This is a genomic window from Variovorax sp. dw_308 (genome assembly GCF_019207085.1).
Classification (GTDB): Bacteria; Pseudomonadota; Gammaproteobacteria; order Burkholderiales; family Burkholderiaceae_C; genus Variovorax.
Window position 1 is genome coordinate 1 of sequence record NZ_JAATOM010000002.1, and the last position, 19238, is coordinate 19238.

At 68.5% G+C, this 19238-nt stretch carries 19 protein-coding genes; 8 read left to right on the plus strand and 11 right to left on the minus strand.

Translation table 11 applies throughout. From position 1 onward, the window contains the following. Positions 1-518: 518 nt before the first annotated feature. The 6 genes from HCU76_RS03290 (at position 519) to HCU76_RS03310 (ending at position 5137) form a co-directional block, all read left to right on the plus strand. Complete coding sequence (locus HCU76_RS03290) at positions 519-1031, plus strand: iron chaperone (protein ID WP_213956627.1); 513 nt, start codon at positions 519-521, stop codon at positions 1029-1031. Positions 1032-1190: 159 nt separating this feature from the next. Further along, entirely contained in the window at positions 1191-1796 is a 606-nt protein-coding gene (locus HCU76_RS03295) for an RNA polymerase sigma factor (protein WP_213956626.1), read from the plus strand. An 8-nt stretch (positions 1797-1804) separates the two neighbouring features. Continuing rightward, positions 1805-2464 (plus strand): zf-HC2 domain-containing protein, encoded by a 660-nt coding sequence (locus HCU76_RS36480; RefSeq protein WP_371319755.1) that lies wholly within the window; start codon positions 1805-1807, stop codon positions 2462-2464. Next, entirely contained in the window at positions 2461-3714 is a 1254-nt protein-coding gene (locus HCU76_RS03300; RefSeq protein WP_345944702.1) for a S8 family serine peptidase, read from the plus strand. The genes HCU76_RS36480 and HCU76_RS03300 overlap by 4 nt, the downstream gene beginning before the upstream one ends. A 1-nt stretch (position 3715) precedes the next feature. Next, entirely contained in the window at positions 3716-4408 is a 693-nt protein-coding gene (locus HCU76_RS03305) for a TorF family putative porin (RefSeq protein WP_213956624.1), read from the plus strand. A gap of 216 nt (positions 4409-4624) precedes the next feature. After that, positions 4625-5137 carry a tetratricopeptide repeat protein gene (locus tag HCU76_RS03310; protein WP_218508485.1) on the plus strand — a complete coding sequence of 171 codons (513 nt, stop codon included), beginning with the start codon at positions 4625-4627 and terminating at the stop codon, positions 5135-5137. 18 nt (positions 5138-5155) lie between these two features. On the opposite strand, the gene HCU76_RS03315 is transcribed toward HCU76_RS03310, so the two are convergent. From HCU76_RS03315 to HCU76_RS03355, 9 genes are all read right to left on the minus strand, one after another. After that, positions 5156-5863: a hypothetical protein gene (locus HCU76_RS03315; RefSeq protein WP_256353973.1), complete on the minus strand. Its 708-nt coding sequence runs from the start codon at positions 5861-5863 to the stop codon at positions 5156-5158. Further along, complete coding sequence (locus tag HCU76_RS03320) at positions 5863-6357, minus strand: hypothetical protein (protein ID WP_218508486.1); 495 nt, start codon at positions 6355-6357, stop codon at positions 5863-5865. The genes HCU76_RS03315 and HCU76_RS03320 overlap by 1 nt, the downstream gene beginning before the upstream one ends. Then, positions 6354-6959: a hypothetical protein gene (locus tag HCU76_RS03325; RefSeq protein ID WP_218508487.1), complete on the minus strand. Its 606-nt coding sequence runs from the start codon at positions 6957-6959 to the stop codon at positions 6354-6356. The genes HCU76_RS03320 and HCU76_RS03325 overlap by 4 nt, the downstream gene beginning before the upstream one ends. A gap of 388 nt (positions 6960-7347) precedes the next feature. Further along, entirely contained in the window at positions 7348-8031 is a 684-nt protein-coding gene (locus HCU76_RS03330) for a MotA/TolQ/ExbB proton channel family protein (RefSeq protein ID WP_218508488.1), read from the minus strand. Then, a complete protein-coding gene (locus HCU76_RS03335; protein WP_218508489.1) occupies positions 8004-8354 on the minus strand; it encodes a high-potential iron-sulfur protein in 351 nt (116 codons plus the stop codon). Before HCU76_RS03335 ends, HCU76_RS03330 begins: the two co-directional genes overlap by 28 nt. A gap of 10 nt (positions 8355-8364) precedes the next feature. Then, on the minus strand, positions 8365-10164 hold the full coding sequence (locus HCU76_RS03340) for a PQQ-dependent methanol/ethanol family dehydrogenase (protein WP_218508490.1): 1800 nt from the start codon (positions 10162-10164) through the stop codon (positions 8365-8367). 502 nt (positions 10165-10666) lie between these two features. Next, positions 10667-13528 (minus strand): Hsp70 family protein, encoded by a 2862-nt coding sequence (locus tag HCU76_RS03345; RefSeq protein WP_218508491.1) that lies wholly within the window; start codon positions 13526-13528, stop codon positions 10667-10669. Positions 13529-13603: 75 nt separating this feature from the next. Beyond that, positions 13604-15457, minus strand: coding sequence for an Hsp70 family protein (locus HCU76_RS03350; RefSeq protein WP_213956616.1), 1854 nt, complete (start codon positions 15455-15457; stop codon positions 13604-13606). Then, on the minus strand, positions 15454-16050 hold the full coding sequence (locus HCU76_RS03355; protein WP_213956615.1) for a DUF2760 domain-containing protein: 597 nt from the start codon (positions 16048-16050) through the stop codon (positions 15454-15456). The genes HCU76_RS03350 and HCU76_RS03355 overlap by 4 nt, the downstream gene beginning before the upstream one ends. A gap of 250 nt (positions 16051-16300) precedes the next feature. Here HCU76_RS03355 and HCU76_RS03360 point away from each other — a divergent pair, with 250 nt between their 5' ends. Further along, positions 16301-16519, plus strand: a complete 219-nt coding sequence (locus HCU76_RS03360; RefSeq protein WP_213956614.1) for a hypothetical protein — start codon at positions 16301-16303, stop codon at positions 16517-16519. Positions 16520-16608: 89 nt separating this feature from the next. Here the strand turns inward: HCU76_RS03360 and HCU76_RS03365 are convergent, their stop codons facing one another. Then, a complete protein-coding gene (locus HCU76_RS03365; RefSeq protein WP_213956613.1) occupies positions 16609-17076 on the minus strand; it encodes a GAF domain-containing protein in 468 nt (155 codons plus the stop codon). A 257-nt stretch (positions 17077-17333) separates the two neighbouring features. Between HCU76_RS03365 and HCU76_RS03370 the strand changes: the two genes are divergently transcribed. Then, a complete protein-coding gene (locus tag HCU76_RS03370; RefSeq protein WP_213956612.1) occupies positions 17334-17816 on the plus strand; it encodes a C40 family peptidase in 483 nt (160 codons plus the stop codon). 21 nt (positions 17817-17837) lie between these two features. On the opposite strand, the gene HCU76_RS03375 is transcribed toward HCU76_RS03370, so the two are convergent. Continuing rightward, the gene (locus tag HCU76_RS03375; RefSeq protein ID WP_213956611.1) at positions 17838-19139 is read right to left on the minus strand and encodes a lytic murein transglycosylase; all 1302 of its coding nucleotides are present in this window, start codon (positions 19137-19139) and stop codon (positions 17838-17840) included. Positions 19140-19238: the final 99 nt, after the last annotated feature.

Consider the following 19238-nt stretch of genomic DNA (forward strand, 5'->3'; position numbering starts at 1 on the left):
AAGGATGGTGTCGGTGTCGGCGAGGCGGGCTTTTTCCTGCTGGGCGGCGATGGCCTCGGCATCGCGCGTGGCAGCGGGACGCGGGGTTTGCGCCGTGGCCCAGGGCATGCCGAGCAGTGCCGCGGCCAGTGCGATCCACCGGGCCCTCGATGCCCAGCACGGCGGCGCTTGCCGCTCAAGTCTTGACAGACACTCCATGGGACCTCCCTGCGACGTGCCCTTGGGTCAATGGCCCGCGAGTTCCACCATGTAGGCGGATCCCACTCGCTCCTGCGCAGATGATTCCGAAGCTGATCATTTGCTCGACTCCATCGCGGCAACGCCGCGCGCACTTGCGTCCGTTCGCTTTCGACTCCCTTTCGCGCGGACTATGGCCCCGCATCCGTACATGGCGCATCACCCGGAATGAGTAGCGCGATCCCACCGCAATCTCGAGATTCGTCGGTCTCTTTTGCCGTCGATGCCGATTGAAACGACGGTAGTTGCAAGATGCCCGTCGCGACAGCGCGAAGCGATGAATGAGCGAGCGGAGCGACGAAACGCCCCTTCTGCACGACGAATCGACCGCAAGTCGCTTCACGTTCGACATCAAGCAGGAGCCGGTGCCCTACGCGCGTGTTCATGCCGATGGTCGCGGCCGTACAGTTGAAGGCATGGCAAGCCACCCGCGCCCGACCACCATCGCCGAATACATCGAGCGTGCGCCACCCGAGGGCCAGCCGCATCTGCACCGCCTCTACGCGATCCTCAAGGAGGCCGCCCCGCACGCGACGGAAGCGATCAAGTGGGGCACGCCCTTCTTCGTCGAGCCGCGCTTCCTGTTCGCTTTCTCCGCACACAAGGCGCATCTGGACTTCACCCCGACGGAAGCCGGCCTGGCGCCGTTCCGCGTGGAACTCGGGAAGCACAAGACCACGAAGAACATGCTCCAGGTTCCGTACAAGCAGGCCTTGCCGGAGGAACTGATCCGCACGATCGCGATGCACCGTGTCCGCGTCGTGCGGGAACGCGAGGACGACAGCTTCTGGTAGCGCGGGCCGGCCCGGGGGGGCTGCGCAGTGTTGGGCGATTCGCGTCGCACCCCGCAGATTTTTCTCGCGACGATTGAACCGATCGCCGGTTTCCCGGAATGAACCCTGCAGCGATACACAGGAGTAGAGTTTCTGACCACCTCACTTGACGAGCCGCCCATGCCGAGCCCGCCGCGCCACGCCTTCCGGACACCGGATGCGGGAGCGGTGTCGGCCGAGCGCGTCGAGGCCGGGTTGGTCAGCCGGACAGCGGGCGGCGAGTTGCCGGCGTTCGAAGCGCTGTACCGGGCCTACCATCCGCGACTCACCCGGTTCCTGGACCGCATGACTCGGCGGCCATCGCTCGTCGGCGAACTGCTCAACGACACGATGATGGTCGTCTGGAACCGGGCCGGTACCTACAACGGCCAGTGCAAGGTATCGACCTGGATCTTCGCGATCGCCTATCGCAACGCCATCAAGGCACTGAGCCGGTTGGACGAACCCGTGCCCGACGCGCCCGATGACGCGCATCCCGCACCGCAGGAAGCCGGGCCCGAGTACCGCGCCTCTCAATCGCAACTGCGCGCACACCTGGCAAAGGCACTGGACCATCTGTCGGTGGAACAACGTGCGGTGGTCCAGCTCACCTACTTCCACGGCATCGACTACCGCGAGATCGGCGAGATCGTCGGCTGCCCCGTCGACACCGTGAAGACGCGCATGTTCCACGCAAGGCGCCGCCTGAAGGCCATGCTGCCCGGCACGATGGAGGACTGGCTGTGAGTGGGCGCGTGGTCCATCTCGGCGGCGACGTGCACCAGCAGGTGCAGGCCCTGCTGCCCTGGTATGTCGGGCAAAGCCTCGATCAGGAGGAGCGCGCCCGCGTCGAGACGCACATTGCCGAATGCCCGCGCTGCCAGGCCGAACTGGCCTGGGAGCGGCAGCTCCAGGCGGAGTGCGCCGGTATCGAGGAAGTGCAGGGCAATGTCGAGCACGACCTTGCGCAACTGCGCGAGCGCATGGCCCGCGTTGCCGACCCGCACCGCCAACGCCGCGACTTTGTCGCGCGCCTGAAGGATCACTGGCGCGCCAATCCGGCCTGGACACGCCGGGCATTGGCCGGGCAATTCGTGTTGATTGCGGTACTGGGCGGCGCGCTGCTCCTGTCGCTGCCTCCTGCGCCGCAATTCCGGGCACTCGGCGACGCTGCCTTGCCATCGGCGCAAGACGGCGCCGGTCGCCTGATCGTGCGATTCCGCCCGGACGCGACCGAGCAGGATATGCGGCGCGTGCTGCGCGACAGCAAGGCCCGCCTGGTCTACGGGCCGACGGCCACCGACGCCTGGTTGCTGAGCGTGCCCGCGGACCTCGAATCGGCTGCGGTGAAGCAACTGCGAGAAGAACGCTCGGTGCTGCTCGTCGAGTCGCTCGACGGTCGGGCGGTGCCGTGAAGCGGCTGTGGCTGGCCTGGCTGCTGTTGCTCGCGTTGGTGCAGCCGCATGCCCTCGCGGCGGAGGGCGACCCGGCCGGCGATCCGGTTGCGGCATCGGCTGTGGCCGGCCAGCAGGTCCTGCTGTTGCTGCGCTTGCCACCGGAGCATTTTCGGCCCGAGACCGCCTATTCAGGCGGCTATGGCGACGGCCCCGCCACCGGCGCAAGGCGGCGCGTGGCCATGGCGCTGGCTCGCGAACATGGACTGACTCTGGTCACCGACTGGGTCATGCCACTTCTGGGCGTGGATTGTTTCGTGATGACCGTGCCGGACGGCGAACTGCCCGAACGCGTGGCGCAAGCGCTGTCACGCGATGCCCGCGTGGCGTGGGCCCAGCCCATGAATGTCTACCGAGCCAACGGCGGTGGCGATCCGTTGTATACGCTGCAGCCCTCGGCACAAGCCTGGCACCTGCTGGATCTGCATGAAACGGCCACGGGCCGCAACGTCCGGGTGGCCGTGGTCGACAGCCGCGTCGACAAGCACCATCCGGACCTGGAAGGCCAGGTGGCATTGGAGGAGAACTTCGTCGATGGCCGCGGGGATCTCCCGGAGGACCACGGGACGGCGGTGGCCGGCATCATCGCAGCGCGCGCGGGCAATGGCGTCGGCATCGTGGGCGTGGCGCCGAATGCGCGCCTGCTGGCACTGCGCGCATGTTGGCAGGAGAACCCGCAGTCCACGGCCTGCACCAGCCTGAGCCTTGCCATGGCCCTGCATTTCGCGATTGCACACAACGCGGACGTCATCAACCTGAGCCTCAGCGGGCCGCCCGATCGCCTGCTCGACGAGCTGCTGAACGTGGCGCTGTCGCGCCGCATCAGCGTGGTCGGCGCCGTCGACAGGCATCGGGCGAATGGCGGGTTTCCCGCCTCGCATGCCGGTGTCGTCGCGGTGGCCGACGACGACGGCCAGCCGGCGCTGGAAGGCGCCTTGCTGGCACCGGGTCGCGACGTGCTCACGACCTTGCCCGATGGCCGCTGGAACCTGGTCTCGGGCGCGTCCTATGCGGCAGCCCACGTCACCGGGCTGGTCGCCTTGATGCGGGAGCGCTTGCCGGCGCAGGCTGCACCGGCTTCCATCGCCAGCATCGCCCTTTTCCCTGGCGGAGCCGTCGACGCCTGTGCCACACTGGCTCGCGTCGCCGGCAATGCTGCCTGCGTCCGCACCGTGACGCGTTCCTCGAATCCTCCCAACGATCGCCCGTGACATGCCGGCCACGGGTCTGCGTGTCGCGCTCGTTCCCCCGCTCGTCCTCGCCTGTGGCGCCGCGTTCGCGCAGGTCGGCTGGAACATCGCCTTCCTTTCCGACGATCGCTACCGCGGCGTGTCCCTGAGCGACGGACAACCCGCGGTGCGCCTGAGCGTCGGCTTCGATGCGCCGAGCGGATGGTTCGGCGGCGCGTCGCTGACGAGCGTGTCGCTGGGCCAGGATGAGCGGCAGTTGCAAATGCTTGGCTACGGCGGCTTCGTGGGCCGGCTGACGGACCGCCTCGGCTGGGAAGCGGGTGTGATCGCCGTCCACTACACGGCCGACACGCGCTACGACTACGGCGAGGCTTTTGCGGGCCTGACCGGCGAACGATGGAACCTGCGGGTGCACTACGCGCCGGACTATTTCGGCAGCGGTGCGCGCACCGTCTACACCGAGTTCAATGTCGGGCTGCCCCTCTCGCAGATGACACGCGCGACGGCTCACGCCGGCGCGCTGGTGCAAGTCGGAGGCGTTCCGGCTGCCGGCGAGCGGACGACGCTGGATGGAAGCCTGGGCCTGGCGGTGGGACGCGATGCGTGGGAAGTACGGCTTGAATGGGTCGCCGGCGGGCGTGCCCCGATCCATCCCATCGGCTATCGCCGCGCGGCAAGCAGCGCACTCGTACTGAGCGCGTCCCTCGCGTTTTGAACTCGCAGTGAACCTTTAGTCCCGGGCGCGGAATTCACCGAGGCCCGACCGAAAGGAATCGCAGTGACGGCCTATCGCCCGACCTTGTGTGGGTTCGCTTGTGCCAGTGCACTGGCGCTGCTTGCCTGCGGTGGCGGTGGTGGCTATGGCGGCGGCGGAAACCTCAATTTACGGCCGCATTGACGTCAAGTCCTCGATGCAAAGGAGAAATTCATCATGAGACGCACAGCAGTTGTCGTGTTCATTTCAGGCATGTCGCTGGTCCTCAGCCTGAGCGCCATGGCCGCGGGGGGTGGCAGTGGTGGCGGCAGTGGCGGCGGCGCTGGCGGCGGCGGCGCCGAGACGACCAACCCCGACCCCGACTTCCGCGCCGGCATGGCCGCGGTCCACAAGAACGACTGGCAGCAGGTCGTGATCTCCATGACCGCCTACACCGCCCGCGACCCCAACAACGCCGACGCCTGGAACGAACTCGGCCATGCGCACCGGCTGCTCGGCAACATGGATGCATCGCTGAATGAATACGCCAAGGCGCTGAAGATCAATCCGAAGCACCGGGACGCTCATGAGTACCTCGGCGAGGCCTACCTGCAGATGGGTGACCTGGCGCGCGCCGAACAGGAACTGAAGACGCTCGATTCGCTCTGCTTCCTGCCCTGCGAGCAGTACACCGACCTGAAGGGCGAGATCGCGAAGTACCGGAGCAAGCAGGCCAAGGCGGGGACGTGATCGCGACCTTTGCCGAGGTCATTGCCATGACTCCAGCTCCAGCGTGCGCGTGCCGCCGGTGACATAGGCCAGGCGCTCGGCCGGCTCCTCGCGCTGCACGCGCACGAGGCCCACGCCGCGGCAGTACCACTCGGTGCTGGTGAGCGGCATGTCGCGCCACCCGCGCACCGCGTCGGCATAGAGGCGCAGCATGGCGGTGCCCTTGACGCGCAGGCAATGCTCGTAGTGCCCGGCGGGCACCTCGACCGCTTCGTCCTCCGCCTCGATCTGGTAGCTCATCGGGATGCTGGGATGCTCATGGCGAATCTCGCGCGGGAAATCATTGCGCCGCATCAGCAGGTAGGCCGTGGTGCTGGCCTGCCACTGCGTGCCCGTGGTGAATGGCGCGCGCAGCACGAAGCGCCGGGGCTTGTCGGGCATCGGTGAATCGTCGAGATCGCTCTTGCTGGCCACGCGGTAGATGCCGGTGTCGTCGGCGCGCAGCCAGTAGTCGACGCCGCTGTCGCTGCGGCGGCGCCAGGCCGGGCCGCCTTCGAGCCCTTCGTCCGACGAAGAACCGAGCGTGCGCAAGACGAGGGTCTCGCGCTCGGTGATGCCGTCCTCGCCCTGCGTGGTGACGCGGTAGGTCCAGCGATGGCCGCCTTCCAGCGGAAAGTATGAGTTCGACGGGCCGCCGGAGTGGCAGCCGGCGATGAAGGCAAGTATCACGACGAGGCCAGCGCGCATCACTTCTCCGGCAACTGCGGCACCGGCATGTCGCGCAGTTTGATCGCAGTCTCATCATTGCCGGGCCGCAGCCAGGCGAGCCCTTCCTTGCGCACCTTGGGCTCGGTCGTGCCAAGCTGCGTCACGCCTTCTCGCACTTTCTTCATGCCGTCGTTCAACAGCGAGTGCAGGTCCTTGCTGTAGGGCAGCCGATAGGCGCGCGGCTGCGCGGCCGGCTTCCCATCCTCGATCGCATTGACCCACACGTAGAGACCGCCCGCGCGCTTGCTCGTCGGCTCGTCGATCACGGCAGCGAGCAGCATGAAGCGCTCGGGCATCGCGTCCGGACTCGGCCAGCCCCACATGCGGTGCACCACGTCGTCGGCATAGAAGTAGAAGCAGGTCACGCTGACCACCAGCAGGCCCTTGAGCCACGCGGGCCAGCGCGACCACAGCAGCGACATCATCGCCAGCAGCACCAACGCCGTGAAGCTCAGCACAAGGCTCAAGGTCATAGTCGCTGCACCAGCTTCTTCGGCAATGTGTTGATGTTGGCGACGCTGCCGTCGGCCAGGATGGTGAAGCGCGCGGCCGTTGCCTCGTCGCCCGGGCGTGCCAGCGTGACCTTGCCGTTGAACACGATCTCGGCGCGGGGGTTGACCCTGGTGACGGCCACCGTGACTTCGACCGGCCGCCCGTCGCGCGACTGGTAGTACTGGACGTTGACGGTGAACTCGCCCGGCACGATGCCGCGGATGGTCACCACCTCCTCGCGGAAGGGGCTGACGATGCGATGGCCGTCGACGAGGGTCGAGGCGTTGGCATCGCCGCGGTCGTCGCGGTCGAGGTACATCAGGCCGGCCTCGCGCTGGCGGAACCAGACGAGGTTGCCGGACGGGTCCTGCACCCAGGTGTCGATGTCGTTCGGATTGCGGTCCGGCCAGTCGACGGTGATGAGGTATTCAGCCTTCGAGCGCACGTCACCGGCCTTGAGCGCCTTCGGGTTCATGGCCAGCAGCGCGACGATGAAGCAGAAGACGAAGGCGATCAGCATGTTGAACAACATGTCGTAGAAAGGGTCGACCTCGGGCTCGCGGCGGACGTGGCGGCGGCGCATGTTCAGCGTTCCGTTGCGCTGCGGGGCGCCTGAGGCTCGAACACGGACTCGGACTCGGACTCGGACTCGGTCCAGGGCGAGGGCCGAGGCCACCGGGTATTCCCCTCCGCGAATGTCCCCCGCCCTTCGGGCTCCTCCTTTATTTCGCTGCGGGGAACACCCGGCACCCTCAGCCCTGGACACGCTGGGTCGTGCAGGCTGGTGCGCGACCACGGTGTGTCTGGATCACGTCGATGGTGTGCTCCCCGCAGCGAAATAAAGGAGGAGTCGGCAGTCGAAGACTGACGGCGGGGGACATTCGCGGAGGGGAGTACGCCGTCGGCGTGAGCCCGCGCACAGTCCACACGATCGGCTGTCGGGGGTGAATATGGCCAGCGCCAAAGCTGGTTCACGGCGGCTCCCCCAATTGCCCCTGCCAGCGCGCCAACCCGACACGCTGGATATCGGCCACCAACTGGTCCGCATACCGGTCCAGCCGCGTCAACTGCAGCCCCAGCAGGATGTTCCCCACCAGCCCGACCATCGTCGTCAGCAACGCCACGCCCAACCCGGTCGTCAGGCTGCGCAACAGGTCCTGTGACTGCCCCGCATCGAAGCCCTGCATGTGGCCGATGTCGAGCGCAAGGATCGAGAAGCCGATCACCTTGCCGAGCAGTCCCAGCTTGAGCTGCACGGCGTTGACCCACCAGGCGGTGCCATGGGGCCCGTGCGTGTGCTCCATCAGCAGGTCGAGCGCGGTGTCGGCGTTGGCCTTGTCCTGCGACAGCGCGGCCCAGTAGTCGGCAGCCCATCCCGGCTCGGTCCGAGCGGCGCCGAACGCATCGCGCTGCACCTGCAAGACGCGAGCCCGCGCCCCGCACCACAGCGTCGAGGCCGCGAACACGATCACGATGACCAGCGTGATGCCGGTCGGGTCCGAGTTGAGCAGCAGTGCCCAGACGCCGCGCGCGCCGAGCAGCCAGGTCGCGAAACCCAGCACGCCGGCCAGCGCCAGCCACTCGAGCCACAAGGGCTCGGGTGGTGCGCCAGCCCGGCGTCTCAGCGTCAGGCCGAGCCTGGCTTGGGTGCCCATGCCATGCACCAGCCTTCCGCCGCGATCTGCTTGCGGCCGAACATGGCGCAGCCGGCCCATGGGTCGGCCGCGGCACCCTGCCACATCGCGCAGTTCACGCAGCGTTGCGTCGCGGCATGCTTCGGGTACTTTTTCTGGTCGACGTTCTTCGTGTCGTGCTTGTAGCCCAGCGCGATCGAGGTCTCGTCCGCTTCCTCGGCATGCGGTGCAGCCCATGCGGTCACCGGCACCAAGGCCACGATGCCAACGCCTCCCGCCATGCGACTGGCGAAAGCCCTCCGCGTGACCCCGGCGGCCACGCCTTCGTCGTTGATCTGCTTCATCGTGCCGGCCTCAGTTGGATGCGACCTTGGCAGCGCCGCCGGCCTGCGCCGTGCGCGACGTGCCACTCCCCGCACCCGGGATCTTGAAGACCCACACCATGCCGCCCTGCTCCAGCAGGTTGACCTTCTTGGCCACCTCGCCGCCCCACAGCGGCACCGCGCCGCCCCAGCCCGACACCACGCTCACGTACTGCTCGCCGCCCTGCATCCAGGTGATGGGCGGCGCGACGACGCCGGAGCCGGTCTGGAACTCCCAGACCACCTTGCCGGTCTTGGCGTCCGCCGCCTTCAGGTAGCCCTCCGGCGTGCCCCAGAACACGAGGTTGCCGCCGGTGGTCAGCACGCCGCCCCAGAGCGGCGCGCTGTTCTTCACTTCCCAAGCCATCTTGCCGGTCTTCGGGTCGATGGCGCGCAGCGAGCCGATGTAGTCCTCGTTGAGCGGCCTGATCGTGAAGCCCGCCCCCAGGTAGGCCGCACCTTTCTTGTAGGCGACCGGCTCGTTCCAGATGTCCATGCCCCACTCGTTGGAGGGCACGTAGAACATCTTCGTGTCGGGGCTGTAGGCCATCGGCATCTGGTTCTTGCCGCCGAGGAAGCCCGGCGCGGCGAACACGGAACTTCCCTTCTTGCCATCGGCGCCCGCTGTCGGATCACCGGGCCGGTTCTCGGGAATGAAGTTGGGGCGACCGGTCTTCAGGTCGATGCCGCTGGCCCAGGTGATCTTCTTGACGAACGGGAAGGCGTTGAGGAGCTGGCCGGTGCTGGCGTCGTTGACGTAGAAGAAGCCGTTGCGGTCGGCCTTGCCGCCGACGCGCTTGCCGTCCATGTCGAAGGTGACGAACTCGTTGACGCCGTCGAAGTCCCAACTGTCGTTGGGCGTGCCCTGGTAGCTCCACTTGATCTGGCCGGTCTTCACGTCGATGGCCACGGTCGAGCACGAATAGAGGTTGTCGCCCTGGCGCAGATGGCTGTTCCACGGCGCCGGGTTGCCGGTGCCGAAATAGGCCAGGCCGGTCTTCGCGTCGTAGGTGCCGCCGAGCCAGGTGGCGGCGCCGCCGGTCTTCCAGAGGTCGCCGGGCCAGCTCTTGTTCACCGTGCCGGAGATGCCGTTCTCCTTCTTGTTCCCATCCTTGTCGTAGGTGTAGCCCATGTGGCCTTCGACGGTCGGGCGCATCCACAGCAGCTTGCCGGTCTTGGGGTCGCGCGCCTCGACGCGGCCGACCACGCCGAACTCGCCGCCCGACACGCCGGTGAGCATCACGCCATTGGCAATGATCGGCGCGGCGGTGGCCGAGTAGCCGGCTGCGTAATCGTCGATCTTTTCCTTCCACACCACGTCGCCCGTGGCCTGGTCGAGCGCCACCAGTTGCGCATCGAGCGTCGCGAAGATCACGAGGTTGTCGTAGAGCGCGGCGCCGCGGTTGACCACGTCGCAGCAGGGCATGATGCCTTCCGGCAGGCGGTGCTCGTACTTCCAGAGCTTCTTGCCGGTGGTCGCGTCGAGCGCAAAGATGCGCGAGTACGACGCGGTGACGAACATCTTGCCGTTCATGATCACCGGCTGCGACTCCTGGCCGCGCTGCTTCTCGCCACCGAAGGAGAAGGCCCACACCGGCAACAGCTTGCCCGCATTGGCCGAGGTGACCTGCTTCAGCGGCGAATAGCGCTGGCCCTGGGTGTTGATACCCCAGGTCAGGATGTTGCCGGTGGCCGTGGCCTCGGACTGGATCATCTTGTCGGTGACCTGCGCGTGGGCGCCGGCGGCGGCCAGGCCGATGGATATGAGCGCGGTCAAGAGCTTCAGTTGCATGGTGTCTCCTCGGGGTGGAACGTGGGTCTCGGACACGCTCGAAGAAGCGTGCCCTCCGCGTTCCAGGGGGCAAGGGCCATGCCATGCGCCGACACCGCCGATTGCGGCCTTGCGGAGCGATTTGACGCGGTGGCCGCGCGGGTTTTCCCGTTGCATTGCTACAAGGTTGAACACCTCACACGTGGCGGGCGTGGCATCGCGTCACAGTGCTTGCGTGCTTCGCCACAGCAGGCGCGAACCAGCCATCCGTAAGGTCATCTCGCCCCGCCCCGACGCCGAATCAGGGTTTTCCCGAGAATGAGCTCATCTCCCCTTCTGAAGTCCTTGCATGTTGATCCTCCTGCTCGTCCTCGGCGCAGCCATCGCCCTCGTTGTCCATGGTGTGAAGACGTCGCCGGCGGTCGACGAGTCCAACTGACTCTCTTGAGTCGATGTGGCCTCGCCATATCGACTCGATCGCCCGCGGGGAGCACGCCGGGCGTGGCTCCGGCCTTGGGGCCGCTCAGCTGATCAGCTTCAACCCGGGCGGCAGCGCCTCGCCGAACACGCCGCGCTCGCCGGCTTCGTCCAGGGCCACCACCTCGCGCACGCGGTCGATCCAGGCCTGCGGCGCACGATGGATCTTCAGCCGGGCCATGACTTTCTCGCGCACATCGAACGGCAGGTCGCGCGCGCGGTCGCCGCTCGCGCGGGCCAGATTCGCTGCCGCGGCAGCGGCGCCGTCGACACGCTTCCAGTCCAGCGCGAGCAATGCGTCGAGCCAGGCGACGGCCGTGGCCACCGGCACCACGCCATGCGCACTGCCGTACAGCGGCGCGCGCGCGCCGATGCGGCCGATGGCCCACAGCGTCCAGGCGTCGCGGGAGGATGAGCCCCCAGGGCCTGGCTGTACCCGACCCGGCCCCCGAGGAGGATCAAGCCGGGATGGCAAAGCTACATCGATTTGCGCACCGCCAGCCGTGGCCGCCGACTGCTGCAGTCGCTCGACCAGCCAGTCGCCGATCTCCACCTTGTGCTCCACCGGGATGTGTTCCAGCGACGCCCCCATGCGCACCATGTCGTCCCAGCCGCCCTGCACCAGACGCGGGGGCCGTTCCTCGATGCCCGCTTCCGCACCCCGCAGGTTGATCGCGAAATCCTGAAGCAGTCGCTGCTGGGCCGATTCGTCCAGCCCGCCAGCCACGCGCCGCCACAGGGTCCACCATTCCGTGTTGACCTGTCGATCGCGACCGTGCTGCACCCCGAGTTCAAAGAGCGGCCACAACTGCCCGATGCGCCAGTCATCCAGCGGCGCGCCGAACCCTGGCCGCAGGCACCAGCCCGCCAGGCTGAGCCACAGGCGTTCATGGTCGGCAGTGCGATGGCGGCCTCGGGCGCGCTGCATCAGCACGTCGAACAGCGGGCGCAGCAGGCTGGTCGGCCAGCGCTCGCGGCTGCCGAGCAGGCCCTCGAGCTGCGTGCGCAACTGCTTGACGGCCTTGGGGCCCACCGCGCGGTCGCGCGCGCCGAAGACGCGCTCGATGCACTCCACCGCTTCCTCGAAGCGCGGGGGCAGTCCGGCCGCCGCGCCCGGGGGCTGCGCCGGATCGTCCTCGCGCAAGCGGAATTCCAGCTTCCAGCGCTGGGCCGGATCGTCGGCGGCGATGCAGTGCATCTGCAGCGTGCCAAGCTCCGTCAAGGTCGCGGCCAACTGCACCGGGATGCCGCGTCGAGCGCCGGCGTTGCCTCCGCGCACGATGGTGGCGACGGGCGGCAGCGATTGCACGTCCTGCCCGTCGAGGTCGACCAGTTCGCCGGCCAGCGGCGCGGGCCGCCCGCCGGATCCGCCCGTCGTCGATACGAGCCGGAACTGCACCGGCTCACCGACACGCAATTCGAAGCTCCGCCCTTCCAGCCGGATCTCCCGGCCCTCCTCGCTGCCCTGCGGCAACACGCAGACGGCGCGACCCTGGCCATCGTCGAGCGGCAGGAAATAGCTGCGCGCCGAGCCGCCGCCGATCTTCGGCGCCAGGCCCCGCCGCGCCAGCGCGAAAGCGACCGCACCGCGCGCCACCGCGACATCCGGATCGGCGTTGTGCAGGCTGCGCAATGCCGCACCGCGCCAGTCGCCCAGCGTGGCTTGCAGGCGCGCGGCGATGGCGTCGGCACGGAACACCCCGCCATTGAGCAGCAGCGCATCGGGCCAGCCAGCCGCCGCGTGTTGCTGCAGGAAGCCGGCGATGTGGCGCGTCACGGCCGGATCGCTGGCATACGGCAGGCCGAATGCGACCAGCCCGCTCGCTCGCTCGCGCCGCGGCAGTTCGCCGGTCGGCACCTGCGGGAAGAAACCATCGAGCACCAGCCGCTCGACCTCCTCGCGGCCCAGCGTCACCGTACGCGCGCCGCCGATCAGGCGCGCGCCGGAGCCGAGCAGCGTGACCTGCGCGCTGTCCGGCGCGTCGGCAGCCAGCAGCCGCTCCTTGGCGGCGCGGCAGCGTTCGACCAGTTGCGCGAACTGTCCGGCCGACAGGCGTGCGGGGCGCTCCCCTGCCGCTGCCTGCAGCCGGGATTCGGCCAGGTGCGCGAGCGCCAGGTCCATGTTGTCGCCGCCGAGCATCAGGTGGCTCCCGACCGCGATGCGTTCGAAGCGTGGCTCGCCGCTGGCCTCGCGTTCGACGCGCACCAGGCTCAGGTCGGTGGTGCCGCCGCCGACATCGCACACCAGCACCAGCCGCGCATCCGCCAGTTCATCGGCCAGCGAAAGGCGGTGGCGAAAGAGCCAGTCGTACAACGCTGCCTGCGGTTCCTCGAGCAGGCGCAACCGGGGCAGGCCCGCGTCAGTTGCCGCGGCCAGGGTGAATGCGCGTGCCGCATCGTCGAAGGAGGCGGGGACCGTCAGCACCAGTTCCTGGTGTTCGAGCAGGGCTTGCGGAAAGCAATGGTTCCAGGCCGCGCGCAAGTGCGCCAGGTAGCTCGCGCTGGCCTCCACCGGCGAGACCTTCGGTACTTCCGCCGCCGCGCCCCAAGGCAGGATCGGCGCCATCCGGTCGACCGCCGCATGCGACAGCCAGCTCTTGGCGCTGGTCACGATCCGCCCCGGCACCTGCGCCCCGAGCCGGCGCGCCAGGGCGCCGATCACCACGCCTGCATCGTTGCTGGGCGCCGACCAAGGCAGCGTCAGTTCGCCCGGCGCCAATTCGCCGGGCGCCGGGTGGTAGCGCATCGACGGCAGCAGCGGCCGCGCCGCCACCTCCCCCGGCGCAACCAATTGCTCGATGTCGAAGAGGCGGATGTCGTCATCCGCTACACCGCCCTGCGTCGGGGCATAGGCGACGACGGAGTGCGTCGTGCCGAGGTCGATGCCGACGGTCCAGGCAGCGGTCATGCGTCCTCGGCCAAGCGCCCATCGAGGTCGGCCCGGCAACGCTGTACGAGTTCAAGCGCCGCAGGAGACACAGCCCTACGCCTCCTGTCGCTCGCCACGCACGTCGAACTCGATCTTCCAGCGTTCGCCACCGCTGCGCGGCACCGCATCCAGTTCCAGCGTGCCGGCTTCCGTCACGCGGGCCTGCAGCCGGACCGGCACCACCTCGCCCGGTTGCCGGCCCTCGGGTGGCAGCGAGGCGGAGAGCTGGTCGAGTTCCTGCAATTCCCCGGTCGCCCAGCTGTCGAGCAATGTGCCGACCGCATCCTGCCGCCGCACCGACGATGCGAAGAAACGGAAGTGCACCGGCTCGCCGACGACCAGGCCCAACTCCAGCGCGGGCAGTTCGGCCTCGGTGCCCTCCTCCATGCCGAACGGCGCCACGCACAGCGCCTCCACCGGCGGCTCCATTCCCGGCACGGCGGGCATCGACGATTCGACGCCCAGGTAGTACGCGAAAGCCGTGCCGCCGCGGATGCGCACGCCGCGCCCGTGCCGCACATAGCCGTAGTACGCGGCGCCACGTGCCACGGCAAGGTCGAGGTCGGCGCCCTCCAGCAGCCGGGCAGGCGCCGCGCCCTCGGCCGCGAGCCAGCCGTTGACGGTGGCCAGCATGCGATCGGCCAGCAGCGGCGACTTGAACACGCCCCCGTTGAACAACACCGCCGTCGGATGGAGGAAGCTCGCGCCACCCGCGCCCTGCGGGTCGCCGAAGCCTTCCAATTCGGCCAGCGCGCCCAGTTGCCGCCCGAGGAATGCCGCCAGGTGCCGCGTGACGGCGGCGTCCTGCGCATACGGCAGGCCCAGTTGCGCCAGGCCGGCGCGCACGCGGGTCACCGGCCGCGCCGAAGCGTCGACCCGCGGGAAGAAGCCCTCGACGATCGTCGAGGCCACTTCTTCGGCCGTCAGCTCGGTGCGGATCGAACCGCCGATGAGCTTGCTGCCGCGGCTGGGCACGACGATGGGCTGGGCCGCGTCGCCGGCCGCGCCGAGCAGCTTTTCCTTGGCGCCGCGGCAGGCGTAGGTCAGCGCGCGCATCTGCCACGCATCCAGCGTGGTGCCCGCGGCAGCGAGCTTGCGCGCCACGACGTGCGCCAGCGTCAGGTCCATGTTGTCGCCGCCCAGCAGGATGTGTTCACCGACCGCGACCCGCCGCAACTCGAGGTTGCCCTCGCGTTCCAGCACGGCGATCAGCGAGAAGTCGCTGGTGCCGCCGCCCACGTCGATGACCAGGATGACGTCGCCCGGTTGCACCTGCTTGCGCCAATGGCCGCCGCTGGCCTCGATCCAGCTGTACAGCGCGGATTGCGGCTCCTCGAGCAGCGTGAGCGCCTTGCACCCGGCCGTCTTCGCGGCTTCGACCGTCAGCTCGCGTGCGGCGGGGTCGAACGAGGCGGGGATGGTCACCGTCACGTCCTGCTCGTCGAAGGGCGCCTCGGGGTGCGCGTGGTTCCATGCGTTGCGCACGTGTTCAAGGTAGTGCGTCGAGGCCTCCAACGGAGACACCCGCGCCACCTCGGCCGGTGCGTCGTGCGGCAGGATCGCGGCGCGACGGTCGACGCCCGGATGGCAGAGCCAGCTCTTGGCGCTGGACACCAGCCGGATCGGCGTCGTCGCGCCACGGCTGCGCGCCATTTCCCCGACGGCTTGCTGGCCGTCGGCTGCCCACGGAAGCGCCAAGGCGCCGGCCGGCATTTCGTCGGCATGCGGCAGGTACAGGAACGAGGGCAGCATCGGCATCGACTCGACGGAGCCGGGCGCGGTGAGCTGCGGGATGGGCAGCGTGCCATGCACCGTGGCCTCGCCGTCGCTGCCGGCGATGTCGACCCAGGCCAATGCGCTGTGCGTGGTGCCCAGGTCGATGCCGATGGCAAATCGCGGAGCGCTCACAACTCCACCTCCGCCGGCGCGACCACGCGCGCATCGTGCTGCTCGGCGGTCTTGGGCAGGCGCACATCGGTGACGCGCCAGCCGCGGTGGGTCAGGTTGCCGGCAAAGGGCGGCTGGCCGACCACGTTGCCGGTGAGGCGCACCGACGCGGCGTCGAAACCGGCCGGCAAGGTGACGCGGGCGCCTTCGGCCTCGTCGCGCACGGGCACGATGCTGAAGTGCTCGCGCAGCACCTTGGCGCAACCTTCATGCACCACGCGGGCTGCGGCGCCGACGTCGGCGTCCCCATAGGCGCCGATGTCCTCGCCGACGAAGTCGATCAGCCGAGCTTCCCGCTGCAAGAGGGCCAGCAGTTGCAGTGCCGCTTCGGGGCCGGCCTCCTTCAACACGGGCGGCGGCGGGGGCGGCATGACGGGGGCCGGCGGGGGTTGGACTGGCGCGGGAGCCGGTGGAGTGCCATCGCGCAGAGCGACATACCGTGCCGCCAGGTCGGCGTCGGCCAGCAAGCCGAACAAGGCGCCGAACGCGAGGGGGATGCGGCGCAACAGCGAGGGCTTGGCGCCATCGGACGATGGGGTTTGCGGATTGTTCATTGATTGTTCCAAGTCGGCCAATCGGTTGACCGAAAACAAGAAATCAGGTTGGGCGAGCGCAGTCCTAGCCAGCAGGACGGAGCCGGAAATTCGAATGATGCCATGCGCGCATGGTGCAGCGCAGCATTCGCGGGTGTAGGAGTTGCCGGAGCGCTTCGCGAGGTGGAAATGGGTGTATTCCTCTAAAGCGCCGACGGAAAGCGCACAGTATGCTGCGGCGCAACAAACATCGAACTACGATGCAAGCCATATGGCCCTCTCTCTGTTTGCAGCGCAGGCACTCGTCGGAAGCTACCTCAACGGACGCCGATTGCCTGACTCGCTCCTCCTGTCCGTCGTGGATTCGGTGGAAGTCCGACTGAAAAGCGGGAGGGTTCCGGTGCTCGACGAGTCGCTGCGGGAACTGATCGACCGGGAAGCTGTCGAGGCGGAGCCACCCGCCGTCATCGGACGGTCGCGAGAGCACTGAAGCTCAGGAAGCGCCCAAGTCAGGGCCGCGGCCGACCTGACCTGCACGAGGGCCAAGTGACAAAACCCCATCCGTTCGGGGCCGCGGTTTCAGGGGTCCAGCTTCTGCAGATGGCCTCGCAGGATCTGCGCCGCCTGCTGGAGCAGTTCGAATTCCTCGTCGGGCAGTGCGTGGCCGACCATGTCGAAATGGCTCATGGTGCCCCACAACGCGCCCTCTTCGTTGGTCAAGGGAACGCTGTGGTAGGAAATCACCACGCCCTGGTACGGATGGCCATCCAGTCGCTTGTCCAGCCGCGAGTCCTCGGTACGGAATGCCTGGTCGCGCAGCACGAACTGGCAGAAGCTGTGCTTGAACGGCACGACCAGCAGGAAATCCGGCCGCACCTGGTCGAGCTTGTCATGCAGGGCGACGTTGCGAAGCAGCTCCCCCTCGAAGCGATAAATGGCCGTGAAGCGATGCGCGACGCCTTCATTCAGGTAGGCGAGCGCGGCAGCAAGGCCGCCCTCTTGCGAGAGAAGTCCGGAAAAGGTCGCTGCATCGCGTACTGATTGCATTGGTTCGGGTCCACATTGGGTTCCGCCGGCGTGGCGCGTCATGGCGCAATTGTGCTTGAACGTGAACTGCCTCTGTCAGCGCAGGAACACGCTGTTCATGGACCGCTCGATCGGGTATTGGACAGCTGCTTGCACGGCCGGTAGCGTCAGCGGGTGCACCAGAATCTCCTCGGCTCATCCCATGGTCCGCAGGGGTTGGGGCGCGGGGGGAATCCGGCTAAGGTTGCGGGCACCGTCAGCCTTCGATCGCATGCCCCATGAAGCGGTTCCTTCGTCTCCTCCTGCCGTGCGCCCTGCTCCTCGCGGCCGGCTGCGCCAATCGCCCCCCGGCGGCGCCGCCCTCGGCGCCGGCCGGCTACTCGACGCTTTCGCCGGAGCAGGCTGAGGACATCGCGATCCATGCGCTCGGCCTCGTCGGTGTGCCGTACCGCTATGGCGGCAACACGCCGGAAGGCGGCTTCGATTGCAGCGGACTCATCGGCTACGTGTACCGGGCGCGGATGGGCGCCGCGCCGCCGCGCACGGTGGCACAGCTCGCGGGCTTCGGGCAACCCGCGACGATCGGAGAGCTTCGCGCGGGTGACCTGGTGCTGTTCGGTGGCAGCAGGCCGACGCATGCGGGGATTTACGTGGGCGGCGGGCGATTCGTGCACGCGCCATCCAGCGGCGGCGACGTGCGAATGGACCGGCTCGACGGGCCCTACTGGTCGCGACAGCGCGTGGAGGTGCGCAGGTTGTAGCGAGGAGTCTGGCCGGCCGGTTTACCGTGGCTCTCGCAGCCGCTGCAGCACCGCCGCGGTCGGATACCCGTCCGCCGGCAACCCGACACTGCGCTGGTAGTCGCGCAGCCCGGCGCGCGTCGCCGGTCCCATCACGCCGTCGGGCGTGCCGCTGGCGAAGCCGCGCTGGTTGAGGGCCGTCTGCAGTTCGGTCATTTCGCTGCGCGTGAGGGCCCTCAGGTCGCGCGGCCAGGGCGATTGCACCCCGGGGCCGCCGGCCAGGCGCTGGGACAGCAACCCGACCGCCAGCGCGTAGCTCGTCGAGTTGTTGTAGCGCAGGATGGCGCGGAAGTTGGCGCCAATGAGGAAGGCCGGCCCGCGCGCGCCGGCCGGCAGCAGGATCGAGCTGTCCTGCAGCTCCGGCAGCGGCTGCCCGTCAGTGGACCGCACGCCTTCGGCAGCCCACTGCGCCGCCGGTTGCCGCGCGCTGGGATCTGCACGCCCGAAGTCGAATCCGGCGGGCAACTGCACCTCGGTACCCCAGGGCTTGCCCGCCTGCCAGCCCGAGCGCGCGAGGAAGTTGGCGGTCGAGGCGGTCACGTCGGCCATGCTGCCCCAGATGTCGCGCCGGCCGTCGCCATCGGCGTCCACTGCGTAGGCCAGGAAGTTCGACGGCATGAACTGGGTCTGGCCCATGGCGCCAGCCCAGGAACCGATCATGTGGGCGCTGTCGATGTCGCCCTTGTCGATGATCTTCAGCGCCGCGAGCAACTCGCCACGGGCCCATTCCTCGCGGCGGCCGTCGAAGCCCAGCGTGGCCAGCGCACCGACGGTCGGCGTGTTGCCATAGTTGCTGCCGTAGTTGCTCTCCATGCCCCAGATCGCGACGATGACGTTGGCCGGAACGCCGTAGCGCGCGGCCGCGGCATCGGCCTCCCGGCGGACTTCCTGGAGCTTTTCCTGCCCCGTGGCAATGCGCTGCGGCGACACGGCGTTGTCGAGGTAGTCCCAGACCGTGCGTGTGAACTCGGGCTGCGCGCGGTCGAGCGGGAGGATGTCGGGCAGGTATTGCGCGTTGTCCAGCGCGGAGCGCAAGGTGGCTTCGCTGATGCCGCTGGCGCGGGCCGTGCCCCGGAAGTCCGCGAGCCAGCGTGCGAAAGCCTGTCGTCGCGCCGCTTCGTCGGCACCGGCAAGAGCAGGTGACTTCAGGGTTGGCGCAGGGCGCATGTCCGGCGTCGCAGGGGATGACGACGGTGCTGAAGCGCAACTCGACAGGACTGCGGCCGCCAGCGCAGCCATCAGGCGCCGGGTGACGCGCGGCAGCGGGAAAGGGGCGGGTTGCATGGGGCGATTCTCTCCTCCGCGGGAACTTGGGCGCCCCGGCGTTCGTCTGAAGTCTCGGCAGGCGCGCGTTTGCGAGTTTCCGAAGCCCTGTGGTCGAAG